General features: G+C 68.9%; 16 protein-coding genes. 8 read left to right on the forward strand and 8 right to left on the reverse strand.

The genetic code is table 11. The annotated features are described in order from the left end of the window. Positions 1–21: 21 nt before the first annotated feature. Together D3874_RS12850 and D3874_RS12855 are read right to left on the reverse strand one after the other, a co-directional pair. Positions 22–2,433 carry a PAS domain S-box protein gene (locus D3874_RS12850; RefSeq protein WP_119778439.1) on the reverse strand — a complete coding sequence of 804 codons (2,412 nt, stop codon included), beginning with the start codon at positions 2,431–2,433 and terminating at the stop codon, positions 22–24. Between the two features lie 107 nt (positions 2,434–2,540). Next, positions 2,541–3,062, reverse strand: coding sequence for a GNAT family N-acetyltransferase (locus tag D3874_RS12855; RefSeq protein ID WP_119778440.1), 522 nt, complete (start codon positions 3,060–3,062; stop codon positions 2,541–2,543). 331 nt (positions 3,063–3,393) lie between these two features. Between D3874_RS12855 and D3874_RS12860 the strand changes: the two genes are divergently transcribed. Further along, positions 3,394–3,885, forward strand: a complete 492-nt coding sequence (locus D3874_RS12860; RefSeq protein WP_147385648.1) for a hypothetical protein — start codon at positions 3,394–3,396, stop codon at positions 3,883–3,885. A gap of 15 nt (positions 3,886–3,900) precedes the next feature. Then, positions 3,901–5,337, forward strand: a complete 1,437-nt coding sequence (locus D3874_RS12865) for an amidase (protein WP_119778442.1) — start codon at positions 3,901–3,903, stop codon at positions 5,335–5,337. A 153-nt stretch (positions 5,338–5,490) separates the two neighbouring features. On the opposite strand, the gene D3874_RS12870 is transcribed toward D3874_RS12865, so the two are convergent. Continuing rightward, positions 5,491–6,726: a DUF445 domain-containing protein gene (locus D3874_RS12870; protein ID WP_119778443.1), complete on the reverse strand. Its 1,236-nt coding sequence runs from the start codon at positions 6,724–6,726 to the stop codon at positions 5,491–5,493. Between the two features lie 182 nt (positions 6,727–6,908). On the opposite strand from D3874_RS12870, the gene D3874_RS12875 reads away from it, so the two are divergent. Beyond that, positions 6,909–8,237, forward strand: a complete 1,329-nt coding sequence (locus D3874_RS12875; protein WP_119778444.1) for a calcium-binding protein — start codon at positions 6,909–6,911, stop codon at positions 8,235–8,237. 39 nt (positions 8,238–8,276) lie between these two features. On the opposite strand, the gene D3874_RS12880 is transcribed toward D3874_RS12875, so the two are convergent. Then, the gene (locus tag D3874_RS12880; RefSeq protein WP_119778445.1) at positions 8,277–8,516 is read right to left on the reverse strand and encodes a hypothetical protein; all 240 of its coding nucleotides are present in this window, start codon (positions 8,514–8,516) and stop codon (positions 8,277–8,279) included. Positions 8,517–8,838: 322 nt separating this feature from the next. Between D3874_RS12880 and D3874_RS12885 the strand changes: the two genes are divergently transcribed. The 5 genes from D3874_RS12885 (at position 8,839) to D3874_RS12905 (ending at position 13,019) form a co-directional block, all read left to right on the forward strand. Continuing rightward, positions 8,839–9,372 (forward strand): hypothetical protein, encoded by a 534-nt coding sequence (locus tag D3874_RS12885; RefSeq protein WP_147385649.1) that lies wholly within the window; start codon positions 8,839–8,841, stop codon positions 9,370–9,372. Positions 9,373–9,375: 3 nt separating this feature from the next. Further along, complete coding sequence (locus D3874_RS12890) at positions 9,376–9,867, forward strand: hypothetical protein (protein WP_119778447.1); 492 nt, start codon at positions 9,376–9,378, stop codon at positions 9,865–9,867. 28 nt (positions 9,868–9,895) lie between these two features. Next, on the forward strand, positions 9,896–12,214 hold the full coding sequence (locus D3874_RS12895; protein WP_158595985.1) for a TcfC E-set like domain-containing protein: 2,319 nt from the start codon (positions 9,896–9,898) through the stop codon (positions 12,212–12,214). A 113-nt stretch (positions 12,215–12,327) separates the two neighbouring features. After that, positions 12,328–12,609, forward strand: coding sequence for a hypothetical protein (locus tag D3874_RS12900; protein WP_119778449.1), 282 nt, complete (start codon positions 12,328–12,330; stop codon positions 12,607–12,609). Between the two features lie 23 nt (positions 12,610–12,632). Further along, positions 12,633–13,019, forward strand: a complete 387-nt coding sequence (locus D3874_RS12905) for a fimbrial biogenesis chaperone (protein WP_147385650.1) — start codon at positions 12,633–12,635, stop codon at positions 13,017–13,019. 11 nt (positions 13,020–13,030) lie between these two features. Here D3874_RS12905 and D3874_RS12910 read toward each other — a convergent pair whose 3' ends face one another. From D3874_RS12910 to D3874_RS12925, 4 genes are all read right to left on the reverse strand, one after another. Further along, a complete protein-coding gene (locus D3874_RS12910) occupies positions 13,031–13,588 on the reverse strand; it encodes a hypothetical protein (protein WP_119778451.1) in 558 nt (185 codons plus the stop codon). Positions 13,589–13,746: 158 nt separating this feature from the next. Next, the gene (locus tag D3874_RS12915; RefSeq protein WP_147385651.1) at positions 13,747–14,565 is read right to left on the reverse strand and encodes a dienelactone hydrolase family protein; all 819 of its coding nucleotides are present in this window, start codon (positions 14,563–14,565) and stop codon (positions 13,747–13,749) included. Further along, complete coding sequence (locus tag D3874_RS12920) at positions 14,558–15,466, reverse strand: 4-(cytidine 5'-diphospho)-2-C-methyl-D-erythritol kinase (protein ID WP_233559930.1); 909 nt, start codon at positions 15,464–15,466, stop codon at positions 14,558–14,560. The genes D3874_RS12915 and D3874_RS12920 overlap by 8 nt, the downstream gene beginning before the upstream one ends. Further along, positions 15,456–17,216 (reverse strand): tetratricopeptide repeat protein, encoded by a 1,761-nt coding sequence (locus D3874_RS12925; RefSeq protein ID WP_119778453.1) that lies wholly within the window; start codon positions 17,214–17,216, stop codon positions 15,456–15,458. The genes D3874_RS12920 and D3874_RS12925 overlap by 11 nt, the downstream gene beginning before the upstream one ends. Positions 17,217–17,304 lie beyond the last annotated feature (88 nt).

Consider the following 17,304-nt stretch of genomic DNA (forward strand, 5'->3'; position numbering starts at 1 on the left):
GCGGGTTCGGCGAAAGCCGGCTCAGCCGAAGAGGTCGCCCTTGGCCGGCTCGTCGTCCACCGAGTCGACGACGATGCGGTTGCGCCCCGCGAGCTTGGCGGCATAGAGCGCCCGGTCGGCCTGGCCGACGAGATCGGACGAGCGATGCTGGCCCTTGAGCGGGAGCATGGCGGCGACACCGGCACTGACCGCGAGGAAGCCGCTGGGATCGCCACCATGGCGGATGGCCAGTTCGCGCACCGCCAGCCTGATCTTCTCGGCCACCGCCTGGGCGCCCATGGCATCGGTCCCGGGCAGCAGGACCACGATTTCCTCCCCGCCATAGCGCGCGGCAATGTCGCCGGGACGCTCGATCATGCGCAGCACGCACTGGCTGACGGCGCGCAGGCAGGTGTCGCCCGCCGGGTGGCCGTAGTAGTCGTTGTAGGCCTTGAAATAGTCGACATCGATCATGATCAGCGCCAGCGAATTCCCCGCCCTGATCGCCCGGCGGAATTCGCGGTCGAGCGCGCCGTCGAAGTGCCGCCGATTGGCGAGGCCGGTCAGGGCGTCTTCGAGCGCCCAGGCCTCGAGCATCTGGTTGGCCTTGGCCAGGCGGTCGTTGGCCTCGGCGATCTGCGCCTCGGCGGCCTTGGCACGGGTGATGTCGCGCACCACCGCGAGATAGCCTTGGCCCTCGGCCAGCCTGCGCACGTTGGCCTCGACCCAGACGTAGGAGCCGTCCACGCGCCGGCCACGGCAGCGCACGCTGGCGCGGCCATGATCCGCATCGGGCGACGCGAGCACCGCCTCGATCGCCGGCAGATCGTCGGGACAGAGGATGGCGCGCAGGTCCGTGCCCTCGATGTCGACCGGGTCGTAGCCCAGGAGATCGCGGATCGCCGGCGAGACGTAGAAGCAGTGAAAATCAGTGCCCAGGCGCATGATCATGTCGGTCGCATTGTCGGCCAGCAGGCGGTAGCGTTCCTCGCTGTCTTTCAGCGCCGCCTCGGCCGCCTTGCGGTCGGAGATGTCGCGCAATGCGCCCAGGAGCGCCGCGGGCTGGCCCGTCACCGGGTCGCGCACCAGCCGCAACTCGGCCTCGACCCAGATCCAGCGGCCGTCGCGGTGGCGGATGCGATTGGCCACCGAGGCCCGGTCGCGCCCGGCAGCCACCTGGCGGAACACCGCCTCGACCCGTGCCGCATCATCGGGGTGGACCTGGTTGACCGGCCTGATCCCCATCAGCTCCTCGGGCGCGTAGCCCAGGATCTCGCGGCTGGCGGGAGACACGTAACGGCGCACGAAATCGAGATCGAGGCGGAAGATCATGTCGGTCGAATTCTCGGCCAGCAGGCGGTAGCGCGCCTCGCTGTCCGACAGTTTCTCCTGCGCCGCCGCCAGGGCCCCCGCCATGTCGGCCAGGGTGCGGTCGAGGGCCAGGAGTTCCGCCGCATGCCAGGACGACAGGTTCGCCCGCGCCGTGAAATCGCCGCCGCCAAAGCGCCTGGCAGCCCGGCCGAGGGCGGCAATGGGCCTGACCAGGAAACGATCGCCCAGCCACCACGCCAGAATCGTGGCCCCCAGGCTGACCGCCAGGGCCAGGCCGAGGCCGATCATCATCCGCTGGTCGGCGCCGGCAAGCACGGCGGCGCGGGACAGGCCGACCGCCAGCACCGCGCCGGAAAACCCGTCGGGCAGCGGGGCGAAGCCGAAGATCCGCTCGACACCGTCGAGGTCGCGAATCCTGGCGATGCCGCCCTGGGGCTGTGCGGCGAGAAGGCGGGCCAGCGCTTCGTCGGGAACCGTCCGGCCGACCCAGCGGGCGCTATCGGGCGAGCGCGCCAGCACGGCACCCGACTGCGGCTCCATCACCAGGACAGTCTGGTCGGGGCTGTCGATGGCCTGGCCCGCGAGTTGCGAAAGCCATTCCAGATTGATGCTGATGAAGATCATGCCCGTGCCGCCGGGGAGTGGCAGGGGACTGGCGGCAACGATCGTAGGCTTGCCGGTGGTCTTGCTCATCACCAGCCCGCCGACCACGAAGCCGGGCGCATCGGGGGCGGTCACCCGGGTGAACAATTCGGTACCGAAACCGGGACGCTGCTCGGTGATCAGGCTGTGACAGAGGAGGGTGCGATCGATGCCGATGACGCCCATGGTGGCAAATTGCGGCCGGGCACCGGCGATCGCCTTCAGGGTCTCGTGGCAGGTCCCGGGAACAGCCTCGGCCACGGCCGGCATGGTGGCGAGCAGCCCCAGCAGCAGGCGGGTATCCCTGAGGACTTCGGCCTGCTCGCCGGCACCCCGCGCGGCAAGTTCAGCGACCCGGCTGCGGGCGGCGTCGAGCGCCAGCCGCCGGTCGGCGACGCTGCCGGCGAAGAGCAGCGCCAGCAACGGCACGACCGCCGCCAGGGCAAGCAGGACCACCCGAAGGCGCAGGCCCGTCGTCATGCCAAGCAATTACAAGTACGGTCAGGCACGGCGCCATAGCTCCCCGGACGGAAGGACCAACGACCGAAACTCTAACCGCCGCGGCCCTACCGTTTGGTTAACCAGGGTTACGCGACGTCTTTGCGGCGTTCGGCCTCGGGCACCCACTTCTCGATCATGCCCGACAGGTTGTCGACCGCACCCGGCACCAGGCCCCGGGCAAGGAAGCGCTTGCGGTCGACCCAGCCGGGCAGGTCCAGGCGGTCGCACGGTTCGCGCCGGAAGCCGAACTTGGCGTAGTAGTCGTAGTCACCCACCAGGATGACGATGCGGTGGCCCTGGCGCTGGGCCTCGGCCAGGCCGTGCCACATCAGGGCGACGCCGATCCCCTCGCCCCGCCGGGCGGGATCGACGGCCAGGGGGCCGAGCAGGATCGCCTCGGTATCGCCGTTGACCAGGATCGGCCAGAAGCGCAGGGAGCCGACCAGCTTGCCCACGTCATAGGCGACGAAGCACAGGGCCGGGATGGGCGGCACGCCGTCGCGGAACTTGTAGACCGTCTTCTTGAAGCGTTCGGCACCAAAGGCCGTATCGATCAGGGTTTCTATGGCGGGGCCGTCTTCCGGCCGTTCCAGCATCAACGTGGTCATGAGGCTTCACTAGTCGATTGGGCACAAGAGCCCGTGAACAGATCGTGCCGGCGGCCGACAATGGGCCCGCCCTGCACCGTCAAATCCTGTGCGTCACGCGCACGCCTGCGGTCCGGGCCAGGGGTCCGGGCAGGCAAAGGGTTCGTCGTCGCAGCATCACGTGCCTCATGGGGACATCACCTAACACAACTGAACACACGCCCAATGGCCGATCGACGACAGTTCCGGGGTGATTTGAAGTCGTTGCCTATACGCAACGCCTGCGCCAAGCTTGGGTTCCCGCGAACAAGCGGCGGCCGCAGAGCCGCCCGGCGGGTTCAGGGAGGAAATCATGGGTGCCAGCGTGTGGCCCCTGGCGGCGACATTGGCGTTGCTGGCGGCCTGCCCGGCCCTGGCGGCCGAGCCGCCCAAGCGCGGCACGCCGCTCACCGGGGCCGAAATCCGCCAGTTGTTCGACAACAACACGGTCGATTCCGTGGTCGGGGTCTATGACTCGACGGCGCGCGGCTTCCACCATCCCGATGGCGAACTCGATATCTACGGTTCAGTGCGCTACTTCGACCATGACAAGCAGCGCATGGACACCTACGAGCGCACCGACACGGGCGACTGGTGGGTCGAGGGCGACCTCTACTGCATCCACCCGCACAAGATCGCCTTTGGTTTTACCGACTGCCTGGAGGTGCGGCGCGACGGCGACGAACTGCTGTTCTACTTCACCCAGTGTACGCTCAAATCCTCGGACTATTGCGCCAAGGGCCGCCTGGGCGGCCGAGGTAACGTACTGCCCGGCGACCAGGTCATCCCCGCCCTCACCAACTGACGGAAAAACAAGAAAATGCTCAGTGCCGATGCTTACGCTTCCCACGATGCCCTCGGCCTCGCGGCCCTTGTCGCTGCCGGCGAGACCACCCCCGACGATTTGCTGACCCTTGCCCTGGCCCGGGTGGCCGCGGTCAACCCCAGGATCAACGCGGTCTTCCACCTGGTGGAGGCCGAGGCCCGCCAGGCCATCGCCCAGGGCCTGCCCAAGGGGCCCTTCGCCGGCGTGCCGATGCTGATCAAGGATCTGAACGCCCATGTCACGGGCTGGCCGCTGACCAACGGCAGCCGCCTCTACGACGGCTTCGTCTGCGATCACGACAGCACCCTGGTGGCGCGTTTGCGCGCCGCCGGCTTCGTCCTGTTCGGGCGCACCACCTCGCCCGAGTTCGGCATCACCTCGACCACGGAAAACCAGGTCCACGGCATCACCCGCAACCCCTACGACCTGTCGCGCACCTCGGGCGGCTCCTCGGGCGGGGCCTCGGCGGCGGTCGCGGCGGGGATCATCCCGCTGGCCCATGCCTCGGACGGCGGCGGCTCGATCCGCATTCCCGCGGCGGCCTGCCACCTGTTCGGCCTGAAGCCCAGCCGCGCCCGCAACACCATGGGGCCGGACGCGGGCGAAGGCTGGGGCGGCATGTCCACCGTCCACGCCGTGGGCCACAGCGTGCGCGATGCCGCCGCCCTGCTGGACGTCACCTCGCCCTTCGTCCATGGCGATCCCTATGTCGCCCCGGCCCCGGCCCGCTACTACCTGTCGGAAGTGGGCGCGCCCGTCGGGCGCCTGCGCATCGCCTTGTGCCTGGAAGCGATGAACCCGACGCCGCTGGAGGCCCCTGCCCTCGAGGCGGTCGACTTCATGGCCGGCCTGCTGAGGCGCCTGGGCCACGACATCATCGAGGTGAAGCGGCTGCCGGTGGACGGCCCGGCCCTGAGTGCCGCCCAGCGCAGCATCATCTCGGCCAGCCTGGCGCGCACGGTGGCCCAGCGCCTGGCTGCCATCCACCGCGCCTCGGCCGCCGACCTGCTGGAGCCGGTGACCGGCTTCATGGCCGAAGGCGGCCACATCGAACCGGCCACCGCCTATCTCGACGGCATCGCCGCGATCCATCTGGCCGGGCGCCAGATGGCGCGGTTCTATGACGAGGGCGATTACGACTTCATCCTCTCGCCGCTGCTGCCCGAGGCGCCGCCGCCGATCGGCCTGCTGTCGCTCTCGCCGGCCGACCTCGACGTCTTCGTCGCGGCGATCGGCCGCTATTCGGCCTATACCGGCCTGCAGAACATGACCGGCCAGCCGGCCATGTCGATTCCCTGCGGCCTCGACGCCCAGGGCCTGCCCCGCGCCGTGCAATTCGCCGGCCGCCTGGGCGACGAGGCCGGCCTGCTGCGCCTGGCCGCGCAATTGGAGACGGAAGCACCCTGGGCCCAGGTACGGCCGTCGCTGTAACCTGAAAAGCCCTCTCCTCCGAGGGAGGAGAGGGTTGGGTGAGGAGGTCTGTGGCGCACAGCGCCTGCCCTGACCACCACCTCTCCCTTCCCATCGCTGACGCGATGGGCCCCTTCCCTCTCCCCCGCAAGCGGCGGAGAGGGAGCCATTCGGTTACGAGAATCCCACGAGTAACTGCGCCGTGCCGGCAGCGAGGCCGGTCACCGCGCCCAGCACCAGCAGGATCCACTCATCCTCCTGGAAGGCCGGGCGCAGCATGTCCTGGAATTCCGATGCCGGCAGGGCACGGATGCGCTCGGCCAGCTTTTTGGCCAGCAATGCCGCGCGTTCCCGGTTGAACTTCTCGTCCTCCATGGGCTCCAGCGCCAGGTCGGCGGAGCGTTCGGCGATGCTCGATTTCATCGCCGCGTAGGCTTCGGCGCCCAAGGTGAGCTGCATGGTGGCGCGGGCGACCGGGGATTCCAGGATGGGCGCGATGCGCCGCTTGACGATAGACTTGGTGCGGCTCGAATACTTGCCGGTGATGATCTCGCGGGTGATGCGGCCGATGGTGAGCATCTCGCCCGCGGTCAGTTCGGCGAATTTGTCGGCGACCTCGTTCTGGCGTCGCAGGAACAGGCCCTGGACGCGGAACGGGCCGACCTTCACCGGGTTCAGCGGCCGGAACACCATGGCCAGCGCCACCCAGTTGGTGATCAGGCCCAGGGCCGCCGCGTAACCCGGCAGCATCCAGTGGGCGGGGATGAAATAGAACAGCGCCATCTGGACGAAGCCGAAGCCCAGGCCGATCCAGAAGCTGACATTGACGATGAACTTGAATTCCTTGTTCCCCACCTCCTGGAACAGGCGCACCATCAGGCTGCGGTCGGCGGCGATCTGCTTCACCACCATGTCGCGGATGTCGACCAGATTGTCGACCTCGCCCATGATCTCCATCATCATCTCGAGCATCACGTCGGGCAGCTTGTCGCGGACATGGGCATAGACCCGGTTGCGCACCATCCGGGGCAGGTTCTGCCACAGGACCTTGTTCTGCTCCTCCATCGTCTCGTCGACGATTTCCTCGATCCGCTGGGTGATGGCGTTGGCGACATAGCCGGCGATCAACTCCGGCTCCATCTGCATCAGGAAATCGCCGACCGAGCCCAGCTTCGCCAGGGTCTTGTCGACGACGATGCCGGCCATCTTCTCGGCCTTGCGCGGGATGATGCCCTGCCAGCCCAGGTACAGCGGCCGGTAGCCGGCGAATTCGATGGGATAGAAGACCATCTGGATTGCCATCCAGACATGGACCCAGGTGACCACCGCGGCGACCACGGGGATGCTAACGAAGCCCCAGAAATCAGGCCGCGCGTAAAGCTCCTGCCAGAAGGCAGCCAAGTCGATCATCGAGCGCTCTCTCCCCCGCCCATTTGGCAGGAAAGCTAGGGCGCGCCGGGTGGGGTCACAAGGGAGAAATCACCCGTATCGGAACACTTCCAAATGCGATATATCCAGCGAATACTGCTCGTACAGATTGCTGACGGGTGCTTCATCTCCATAACAGAGTGCTTCGCGCCGCCGGGGGAAAAGTGGTCAAGATCGTCAGCCAGCCGACCTCCATCCTGACCCAGCCGCTGAATCTCGAAATCAATGGCGCGCCCGGTACGCCCGGCGAAATTCCTCCCTCGCCCCCCATCATCCCCGAATTCTTCGACCTTCCGTTCATCCTGAACGGCACGGTGGAGGCCGCATCGGCCAGCGGGTTTACGCTCACCCACGCGGACTTGGCCGAGACGCAATTCTCCGGGGTTGCGGTCTCATTTCTGGAAACTGTTCCGCCCAGTCCCGGCCCGAAAGATGGGTTTGTGGTCCTCCGGTCCCACTCACCGGAAATCGAATTCCGTGGCATCGGCCTTCGGCATGACAGCGACGGCAATCCCATCAGCGGCCTGATCACCGGCTACTCGGCAACGGATTCCACCACCGGAAAGGTGATCTTCGAGATATCCGGCATAACCATCCACATCTCGTCGCTGATCGCGGCCGCACAGACAGAGACGACGGCGGACGATTTCCGCCTGTTCAACCTGGGCGGTGACGACCTCTTCATCGGCGGTGACGCCAGCGAGATGATCGACGCCGGTCGGGGCAATGACAGGCTTTTCGGCTTCGGCGAGAAGGACACGCTGCACGGCGAAGCGGGCAATGACCGGCTCTATGGTGGCGCCGATTCAGACAGGCTCGATGGCGGCGCGGGCCGGGATCTCCTGGACGGTGGCGAAGGTGCCGACCGGATGGTCGGCGGCAGCGGCGACGACGTCTACGTGGTCGACGCCAGCGACGACGTGGTGACCGAGCTTGCCGACGGCGGCAGGGATACCGTGCGCGCCTACGCGAGCTTCGAGCTTCAAGGACCGATCGAACATCTCATCCTTGTCGGCAACAGGTTGCTGTCGGGGACAGGCAGCGATCTCGACGACTTCATCACCGGCAACGCCGGACGCAGCCATCTCTTCGGCAATGGCGGCAGCGACCGGCTGGATGGCGGCCAAGGCGCCGATGTGCTGAACGGTGGCCTGGGCCGCGACCACCTCGCCGGCGGTCAAGGGGCCGACCGCTTCGACTACGACTCCGTCGCGGACTCCAGGTCCGGCGGCCAGGGCAGCGACATCATCCTGGACTTCAGCATCGGCGAGGATCAGATCGACCTGAGTGGCATCGACGCCGACGGCGTGGCCAGCGGCGATCAGGGCTTCACCATCGCCGATCAGTTCCACGGCGCGGCGGGCGAATTGATCATCACCCACCGGAATGGCAGCACATTCATCTATGCCGACGTGGGCGGCGACGGCAGCGCGGACTTCGATCTTTGCCTGCGCGGCGAATACAGCCTGTCGGCGACCGATTTCCTGCTTTGACTTGGTGCGCCCAGGCCCCGGGGACGGTGGCCGTCCCCCTCACTGTTCGGCATCATGGGCGTGGCCGATGGCCTGGCGCAGGCGCTCGTCGAGCTTGCCGGCGTGGAAGATGACCTTGCCGTAGTGCACGGCCTTCACTGCCGTGAACGGCACCTCGAACTCGCCGCCGTTCTCGACATGGAGCACGATGCCGCCCTTGTGGACGCCACGAACAGAGCCGAACTCTTCGCCACCGTCCTTGAGGAAGGCCTGGTCGCCGATCTCGATCTTGTCCTGCATGGTCCAGACATCCTCTTTGTGGGCGGTGCCGCCCAGCCTCCGGCAGGATAGTACGATCCGGCCTGGGCTCAAACAGGTGACCTGCCCACTGCTGGACCGCATGCCCCTCGCCGGACTTTTTTCACCCCGGCTGCTGCCATCCTGGTCCCGGACACCTCACTCGTTACGCATTTGGGACGGAATTTCCGTTGACCGCCAATCGCCGTCAATTTACGATTTCTTAAGGATATTATCTGGAATACACGAACAAATTGCGGGATCAATACTAAAACGCGAAGCCGCGAAGTAGTTGGCAGTTGTTTTTGCAGGGAGGAGACCGCCCATGAGTAGCATCCACCGCCTCGCCCTCGCGTTGTCCCTCGCGGCGGCGCCAGTGGCTGCTTTCGCCGCGACCCAGGGCAGCCTCGGGCCGACGTCGACCGGGTCCCTGGTGATCACCCTGGCGGCACCCAACCTAGTCCGCATCAGCGCCCTCGACGACATCAACCTCGGCACCTTCAGCGGCACGGCCCTGGCCGGCGGCGACGATGTCTGCATCTTCTCCAATACCGGCGGCTACAACGTGACCGCCAGCGGCGACGGCACCGGCAGCGCCTTCGAACTGACCGGCTTCAGTACCGGCGACGCCGTGCCCTACAATGTCCAATGGGCGACGACGGCCGGTGCCACCTCCGGCACGGCATTGACCGCCGGCACCCCGCTCACTGGGCTTGGCGGCAGCTTCACTAACCCGACCTGCCGCGGCGGCGCCCAATTGAACGCCCGCGTCCTGGTCGACGTCACCGAAGCCGTGCTGAGCGAAGCGCCGGCGGACAACTATACGGGGACCTTGACCCTGCTCGTCGAGCCGCAGTGAGCGATGGCGGGGCGGCTTCTCGCCTCCGCCCTCGCCGCGGCTCTCCTTGCCGGCCCCACGGCCGGTATCGTCCTGGGGCAGTCCGCCCAGATCGCGGGCCTGTCGGATGTGGCCTTTGGAACCTGGCCCGGCGCAGGCGACCTGGAGCGGGACATTCGCCTCTGTGTCCGGCGCACCGGCCCGGGCGGCGGTACTTATGACCTTCTTGCGGGCGGCGCCGCCGTCGGCCAGCACTTCGCGGTCGTGAACGGCGTGGTCAGCCTGCCCTTTTCGCTCTCCTTCAACGACGGCTCGGGCTGGCGCGAGGTGCCCGGCCCCAACAGTACCCTGACCGGCCTGCGTGGCGCCGAACGCTCGCCCGCGCAGTTCAACAATTGCCTGGCCGGGCAGGGAACGCCCGAACGATTGCGCATCCGCTTCCTCGAATCCGACCTCGCCCAGGCCCCCGCCGGACAGTATGCAGGCACGCTCATCCTCACCGTGTCCCCACAGTAAGCGCGCCGCAACACTGCTCGCCCTCTGGATGGCGGCCTGTCTGCCGCCGCACGGGCCGGCGCGTGCCGCGGAGATCATCCAGACCGCGCCGCCCCCCGGCTTCGACGACCTGCGGCAGCCGCAGGACGCACTGGTCGACGTGATCTATGACGGCGAGCCGATTGGCGCCTTCGCCGCAACCTTCCGGCCGGGCGCCATCCGCTTCGCCGATCCGGCAGCACTCGCCGGGGCCGTGCCCGGCCTCGCGGAGCGCGAGGCGGTGACCGCGGCGCTGAGCGGCGACCTCGAGACCCATGCGGAGCGGCTGTGCGGGGTGGCCCCGGTACCCGGCTGCGGCGTGCTCGAGCCCACGGTCGCCAGCGTCATCTTCGACGCCGACCGCTTCCGGGCGACGCTCTTCCTGGCCATCTCCTATCGCGGCACGGCAGCCGGCGGCCAATATCTGCCGGCGCCCGCCGACCGGCCGGGCTTCGTGCAGTCTTTCGCGGCGGCGGCGTCGAGCGGCGAGGACGACCTGGCCGGCTCGCGGACCTCCGTGCGCTCCTTCTCGTTGCTGAGCCTGGGGGCTGCCCGCCTGATCGCCGACACGGCCGCCGATTCACAACAAGGCGGCGCCCTGGACCGGCTCGAGGTTCAATATGATCACGAGCGCTGGCGCGGCGAAGCGGGCCTTTACCGGACCACGCTGATGCCGCTCCTGGGCGAGCGGCGCTTCCTGGGCGCCGGGCTCACCACCACGCTCGACACGCTGCGCGATGCGGACCAGGCCAGCGGCAGCCGCCTCTCGGTGTTTCTCGCCTCGCGCGGCCAGGTCGAGGTCTATCGCGAGGGGCGCCTCCTGAGCGCGCGGAGTTACGAGGCCGGCACGCGGGAACTCGAAACCCGCGACCTGCCGGATGGCGCCTATCTCGTGACCCTGCGCGTCGTGACCCAGGGCAACGTGCGCGAGGAAACCCGCTTCTTCGTGAAGAACGCGGCGATTCCGCCCGCGGGCCTGCCGTTCTGGGAACTGGACGCCGGCGTGCTGGCGGACGACGACATCTCGCTGACGCCCGAGGCGGGCGGCACGCCGTTCGTCCACGCCGCCACGCGCTATCGCCTGTCCGATTCCTTCGCCCTGGGCGGCGACCTCGTCGTCGGCAGCCGGCAGCAGGGCATCGGCGGCCTGTTCTACTATCAGTTACAGCAAGTGCAACTGCAGCTCGACTCCTTCGCCAGCACGGACGGCGTCTACGGCCTGGGCCTGGCCGCGCGCGGCGACAACGGCCCTTTCAGCTACAGCGGTTCCATCCGGCGGATCTGGGGCGGCGAGGCGCCCCGGCGCAGGGCCGCGCAAGACACCGACGACGACCTGAGCTTCATCCTCCGCGACCCGGACGATCTCTTCGACGCGGGCGGCGCGGCAACCCAGGTCAACCTGGCGCTCGACTATCATTTCGAAGACGGGCCGCACCTGGGGCTGCGCGCGCTCTATCTCGCCGGGGCCGACGACGTCGAGACCTATGCCGCCGGGCCGATCGTGTTCTGGCCGCTGTTCAGCGACGGCGCGCTGCGCCTCGACCTCTCCGCCCAGGCCACGGCAACCGAGGAACAGCAGTTCGTCTTTGCGCAGCTACGCCTCTCGTGGGGCGACGGGGACATCGACGTGACCAGCGAGGCCGGCTGGTCGGGCGCCGTCGCCGGCGACGAGCAGGGGGACAGCAGCAGCGGCCCCTTCGGGCGCGCCCAGGCGATCTGGCACACCGCGCAGGCTGCCGGCGAGCGGCTGGACCTGTCAGCCGCCACGGCGGCCGACAGCCGGCGCACGGAAGTCTCGGCCGGGCTCGACTACCAGGGGCCGAAAGGCCGGGTCGACGCCGAGATCGCGCACGAGACCGACGGCGGCACCCGCTATGCCGGCAACCTCTTCGTCAATGTCGTGGGCGATCCCGATGCGCTCGCCTGGGGCGGCAACGAGGTGCGCGGCAGCGCCGTCATCGTCGCCGTGTCCGGCCGGCCGGACACCGTCTACCGGGTCCTGATCGACGAGCAGCCGCGGGCCGAGGTTGCCGCCGGCGCCAGGCTGGTGCTGCCGCTGGAGCCCTACAAGAGCTATGACGTCAGGATCGTCCAGAAGAGCGGCGGGCTCGTCGACTACGACGCCTCGCCCCGCCGGGTCACGCTCTACCCCGGCAACGTGACGACGCTTCAATGGAATGCGGCCCGTTTCGTCTCGCTCTTCGGCCAGGCGACGACGCCCGGGGGGGCCCCCTCGCCAACGCGCGCATTCCGGCCCTGCAACCCGCGGCCTTCACCGATGCCGCGGGCTATTTCCAGGTCGAGCTCGGGGCCGACGCCACCGAGCTGATCCTGGCGCCGGCGGCCGGCGGAATCTGCCGCATTACCCTGCCGCCCCTGCCGCCCGAGCAGGATTTCGTCGAACTGGGCACCCTGCCCTGCCGATCCGAGTGAGCCCGAGCCATGCTGCGCCGCCCCGCCCTCCTCATCGTCCTCGTCGCCCTCGCCGGGCAGATCGGCACCGACGGCGCGCGCGCCCAGATGGCGCTCAACGAGGTCGTGGTCGAGTTCCAGCCCGGGGCCCTGCCCCGGGAAGACATCGAGGTGACCAATACCGGCGAGGAGAACCTCTATCTTCAGGTCGAGCCGCGCGAGGTCCTGGCCCGGGGACGGACAGGGAGGAGCGCGTCGAGCGTGCCAATCCCCACGATCTCGGCCTGCTGGTCAGCCCGACCCGCCGGGTGATCGAGCCCGGGGCACGGCGGCTCGTGCGCCTCAGCCTTCTGGAGGCGCCGACCGACCGCGAGCGGGTGTGGCGCGTCGCGTTCCGGCCGATGGTGGGCGAGACCAGTGCCGAGGGCTCGGCGCTCAAGGTGCTGGTTGCCTATAATATCCTGGTCATCGCCCTGCCGCCCGCCCCCCGGGCCGAGGTGGCGGCAAGGCGCAACGGCCGGACCTTGTTCCTCGAGAACCACGGCAACAGCAACGCGCTGCTGTTCGACGGCCGCCAATGCGACGCCGCGGGCGGCAACTGCCGGGAACTGCCGAGCCGGCGGCTCTATGCGGGCAACGACTGGCGGCTGGAACTGCCCTACGACACGCCGGCGGAGTGGCGCGTCGAGGTCGCCGGCAAGATTCTCAACAACCGCTACTGACCCTTCCGGCGTTACTCGGGCTCGAGGACGACCAGGCCCGCGGCGGGGCTCGGGCCGGGCTTCAGGCTCAGGCGCGCGTCCGTCGTGCAGCCCGCCGGGTCGCTGCGCACGCGGGTTCCAGCACCCGGCGTGCGGCCCAGGGCCGCGGCGACGGCTCCATCGAGGCAGGGGCTCGACGATCTCGACGATACCGGGGTCGCAACGCCCGCGGCTGCGTTGCGATCGGGAATGACCAGGGTTATCCCTGCGCTGGCCGTGGACGAGCGGCCGAGCACGCCGTCCGACGCTGCCAGGGCCGGCGCGGGGACGGCAGCGGCCAGCAAGGCCGTCAGGGTCGCGGCGAAGGCGGCCATGCGTGTCTGCTCGGCGAGGACGGCGTCGAGGCGCCCGGCGCTCAGCCGGCCGCGGCGGACCAGAATATCGCCGATGCGCTCGCCGGGCGCGGCCGCCCGGGCCTGCAGGGTCAGGGCCTCGGAAAGGTCGTCGGGGGTGACCCAGCCGTGCGCGAGCAACAGATCGCCCAGCCGCGGCGGGGCCACCACATTTCGAATGTCGCGCAGTAAATTCATGAGACCGACTTGCCCGATTTCGCTGGGCGTCCGGTCTGGGATGCCCACCTGGCAAGTCTGGTCCCCGCGACTTAAGAATTGATTTGCGGAAAACGGGCGGCGTAAACCAATTTTTAACTATGTCTGCTGGCGGCGCCCGTCATTTTGGCCGGCTTTGCTTAGCGTGCGGACCAACTCGCCAGGAATTCCAGGATCGCCTGCCGGGACATCTGGCTCGACAGGACGGCATGGCCCTCGCCCGCCGGCAGGACGATCGAGCGGGCATTGGGCCGGCCGGTCATGTAGGCGCCGCAATCGCCGGTCTGGCCCACCGCGGCACCTTCGGCGTACCAGGGATCGTCGACGCTGACGATGCTCAGCACCGGCTCCATCGGCGGCGACGCCAGGCCGGCGACGATGGGTGCGCCATGGCAGGTCCAGGCGGTGATGATGCGGCCGCGGAAGGCGTCCCCGCGATAGAGCGCCGCCGCCACGCCGCCTTCGCTGCCGCCCAGCAGGAACAGGTTGCTGCCATCGGCCCAGGGGAGCCTCGGGATATTGTGGACGGCAAAGGCCAGCTCGGTCTGCCGGAAGTCATAGACGAAAAGATTGAAGCCGCCCCGGCCGGTGGCCGGATCGCATTGCAGCGGCCGGTAGCGGCGGGCCATCGAATCGGGCGCGATCACCGCATAGCCGGCCTGGGCCAGGGTCTTCAGGATCGTGAGGTCACCCAGGCCCGTGCAGCCGTGGAGATAGAGCACGGTGGCCAGCGGCCGGCTCACCTGGGGCGGCTTGGCCAGGACATCGGCCATGCGCCGCAGGCTGACATCGCCCCCCTCGATCCCGGGCGGCAGGGCGACCATCGCCCGCATCCAGGTCAATTCGATATCCGACAGGTTGCTGTCGGCGAGCGTGCCGCCGCGACCGGCACAGGCGCCGAGCGTCAGCATCAGGGCGACCGCCACAAGCAGGATACGCGACAGGTGCTGGTTACGCACGAGGTGCCCCCTGCCCGCCCGACAAGGCACCGTCCCTGACCCACCAATCCGGTCGGGCCGCGCTGATCGCCCCCGCCGCGGCAGCGGCAGCCGCGCGATCGGGATAGAGGCCGTAACAGGTGGCGCCCGAGCCGCTCATCCGCGCCAGGCGGATCTCCGGTGTCGTCGCCAGCAGGTCCAGCACCTGCGCAACCGCCGGGCACAGGGCCATGGCAGGCGCCTGCAGGTCGTTGCGGCGCCGGCGCAGGGCGGCGACGAAGCTATCTGCGTCGGCCGGCACCGGGTCCAGCCGATCGGCCGGGCCGAAGCGGCCGGCCAGCGCCGCAAACACCGCCGGCGTCGACAGCGCCACGCCGGCATTGACCAGGACGAGGCCCAGCGTCGGCACCGCCGTCGCCAGCGGCGTCACCACCTCGCCGATCCCGGCCATGTGCGCCGCCTGCCCGCTCAAGCAAACCGGCACGTCGGCCCCCAGGGCAACGGCCAGCACTTGGCGATCGGCGGCGGGCACGCGCCGGTGCCACAGGGCCTCCAGGGCCCGGATGGCGGCGGCGGCATCGGCCGAGCCGCCGCCCAGGCCCGAGGCCACCGGCAGGCGCTTGTCGAGGGTGAGGCGCGCGCCCTGGCCACCGCCGACGGCGGCGACCATGCCGCGGGCCGCGCGCAGCACCAGGTTGTCCTGGGCCGGCCCGTCGATCGCCGTGGCGAAGGGCCCGGTCGTCGTCAGGTCGAGGACGCCCGGCGGTGCCGCCACGGCGGTGATCACATCGCCGATGTCGGCGAAAGCGACCAGCGACTCGAGCAGGTGATAGCCGTCCGGCCGGCGGCCGGTGACATGGAGATAGAGATTGAGCTTGGCCGGCGCCGCCTCGCGGGACGCGGCCGCGGCTTCAATCAACACCGGGAACCAGCATCTCGGGCGGCAGGCCCTTTTCGAGCTTGGCCTCGATCAGCGGAAGCTGGTCGTCGTCCGGCTTGAGGGCGATCGCTGTGCGCCACTGGAATTCAGCCTCGAGCTTGCGCCCCACGGCCCAGTAGGCATCGCCCAGGTGATCGTTGATCGTGGGATCGCCCGGCCGCAATTCCACCGCCTTCTCGAGCTGGGCGACAGCATCGGGGAAGCGGCCCTGGCGGAAATAGACCCAGCCCAGGCTGTCGACGATGTAACCGTCGTCGGGCTTGCTCGCCACGGCCTTGGACACCATGTCTTCGGCACGCTTCAGATTACGCCCCTGCTCGATCCAGGAATAGGCCAGGTAGTTGAGGACACTGGGCTGGTCCGGTTGCAGTTCCAGGGCCTTCAGCAGGTCGGCCTCGGCCGCTTCCCAGCGCTTGAGCCGCTCCAGGCAGATGCCGCGCGAGAACAGGATCGTCCAGTGGCGCGCGTCGAGGGTGCCGATGGCATCGAGCGCGTCCGTGTAGGCATCCGCCGCGTCGGCGAATTTCTCGCCCTGGCGCAGGATGTCGCCCTTGGTCACCAGCGCTTCGATATCCACCGGATCGGCCTCGATGCGCCGGTCGAGCAGGGCCAAGGCCTCTGCCGTGTCGCCGCCGTTGGCCAGCAGCAGGACATAGCGGATCTCGGCCATCGAGTGCAGCGGCGAGGTCTCGGGCACGGCGCGGAACAGGGCCGTGGCCTGGCCCTTGTCCCCGACATCGTCGAAGGCCTCGGCCAGCAGAATCTGCGCCTCGGGGAACACCGGACGGGCCATCAGCGCCAGCCGCAGATAGACCAGGACCGGCTCGTTCGCCTTCTCCTGCGCCAGCAGGCTGGCGATGCCGTACATCACCTCGGCGACCCCTTCCGAGGCGGAGGAAACCATCGGCGTCGGCGCTTCGCCCCGCTCCAGCCGCTTGGCGGCTTCGATCAGGCCGGGATTGGCCGAACCGGCACGCACCGCGCTGCGATACAGCGTGACGGCGGACGCCTTGTCGCCGATCCCTTCGAGAAAGGCGCCTTCGGCCAGGATCGAGCGGATCCAGCCGCCGCCGGCCGACGCCCGCAAGGCGGCGAAGGAATCCCGGGCGATCTTCTCGCGGCCGCCCAGGGCGGCGATCAAGGCGCTATGGTAGAGGCGGAACGGCGCAACGCCCGGGTTGTCATCCAGCTTGGCCAGCGCAGCCAGGGCGCCGTCGGTATCGCCCGCACCCTGGATCGCCCAGGCGACCATGATCGGCCCGACGACATCGAGCGCGGTATTGGTCGGCAGGCTTTCCAGGCGCTTGCGCGCTTCGGCGAAGCGGCCGGTGCGCATTTCCGCAATGGCGGTGATCAGGGGCGCCAGCGGGTCGCTGCGCTCCAGCCGGGCGACGACCTCGGCGTGGTTGGTCGCACCGATATAGTTGCCGGCCAGCAGCGCCGACCTCAACACCTGGCGGCGCAGGTTGGTGTTGCCCGGATCGAGGCTCAGGGCGCCGTCGTAGAACATCGCCGACCCCGCCGAATCCTGGGTGCCGTGGGCATAGCGGGCGGCAAGGTAGGAACCCGACAGGGTGCGGACCTTGATGGTCGACAGATCGCTGGCCTTGGCCGCAGACTCGGTGTTGGCCTCGCCCGGCATGCCGCAGCCCGAGACGAGCAGGCCGACGGCGAAGGCCAGGGGGAACGAACGGCGGTGGCCGCGACGGGCAAAGCTGGAACTGCGTTTCATGATGGACAATTTAGCCCTTCGAGCGCGGACGCGACAGTTCCAAGGTTAAGCCGACAGATAAACTGACTTCAGCCAGCACCGCCGCGTG

Origin of the sequence: Oleomonas cavernae (assembly GCF_003590945.1) — a bacterium.
Classification (GTDB): domain Bacteria; phylum Pseudomonadota; class Alphaproteobacteria; order Zavarziniales; family Zavarziniaceae; genus Zavarzinia; species Zavarzinia cavernae.

What these genes read in the sequence shown, in the direction of transcription:
- D3874_RS12900 (WP_119778449.1), top strand. Translation starts at nt 12,328, where the DNA reads ATGCTGCGCCGCCCCGCCCTCCTCATCGTCCTCGTCGCCCTCGCCGGG.
- D3874_RS12885 (WP_147385649.1), top strand. Translation starts at nt 8,839, where the DNA reads ATGAGTAGCATCCACCGCCTCGCCCTCGCGTTGTCCCTCGCGGCGGCG.
- D3874_RS12865 (WP_119778442.1), top strand. Translation starts at nt 3,901, where the DNA reads ATGCTCAGTGCCGATGCTTACGCTTCCCACGATGCCCTCGGCCTCGCG.
- D3874_RS12855 (WP_119778440.1), bottom strand. Translation starts at nt 3,062, where the DNA reads ATGACCACGTTGATGCTGGAACGGCCGGAAGACGGCCCCGCCATAGAA.
- D3874_RS12925 (WP_119778453.1), bottom strand. Translation starts at nt 17,216, where the DNA reads ATGAAACGCAGTTCCAGCTTTGCCCGTCGCGGCCACCGCCGTTCGTTC.
- D3874_RS12895 (WP_158595985.1), top strand. Translation starts at nt 9,896, where the DNA reads ATGGCGGCCTGTCTGCCGCCGCACGGGCCGGCGCGTGCCGCGGAGATC.
- D3874_RS12880 (WP_119778445.1), bottom strand. Translation starts at nt 8,516, where the DNA reads ATGCAGGACAAGATCGAGATCGGCGACCAGGCCTTCCTCAAGGACGGT.
- D3874_RS12890 (WP_119778447.1), top strand. Translation starts at nt 9,376, where the DNA reads ATGGCGGGGCGGCTTCTCGCCTCCGCCCTCGCCGCGGCTCTCCTTGCC.
- D3874_RS12850 (WP_119778439.1), bottom strand. Translation starts at nt 2,433, where the DNA reads ATGACGACGGGCCTGCGCCTTCGGGTGGTCCTGCTTGCCCTGGCGGCG.
- D3874_RS12860 (WP_147385648.1), top strand. Translation starts at nt 3,394, where the DNA reads ATGGGTGCCAGCGTGTGGCCCCTGGCGGCGACATTGGCGTTGCTGGCG.
- D3874_RS12870 (WP_119778443.1), bottom strand. Translation starts at nt 6,726, where the DNA reads ATGATCGACTTGGCTGCCTTCTGGCAGGAGCTTTACGCGCGGCCTGAT.
- D3874_RS12910 (WP_119778451.1), bottom strand. Translation starts at nt 13,588, where the DNA reads ATGAATTTACTGCGCGACATTCGAAATGTGGTGGCCCCGCCGCGGCTG.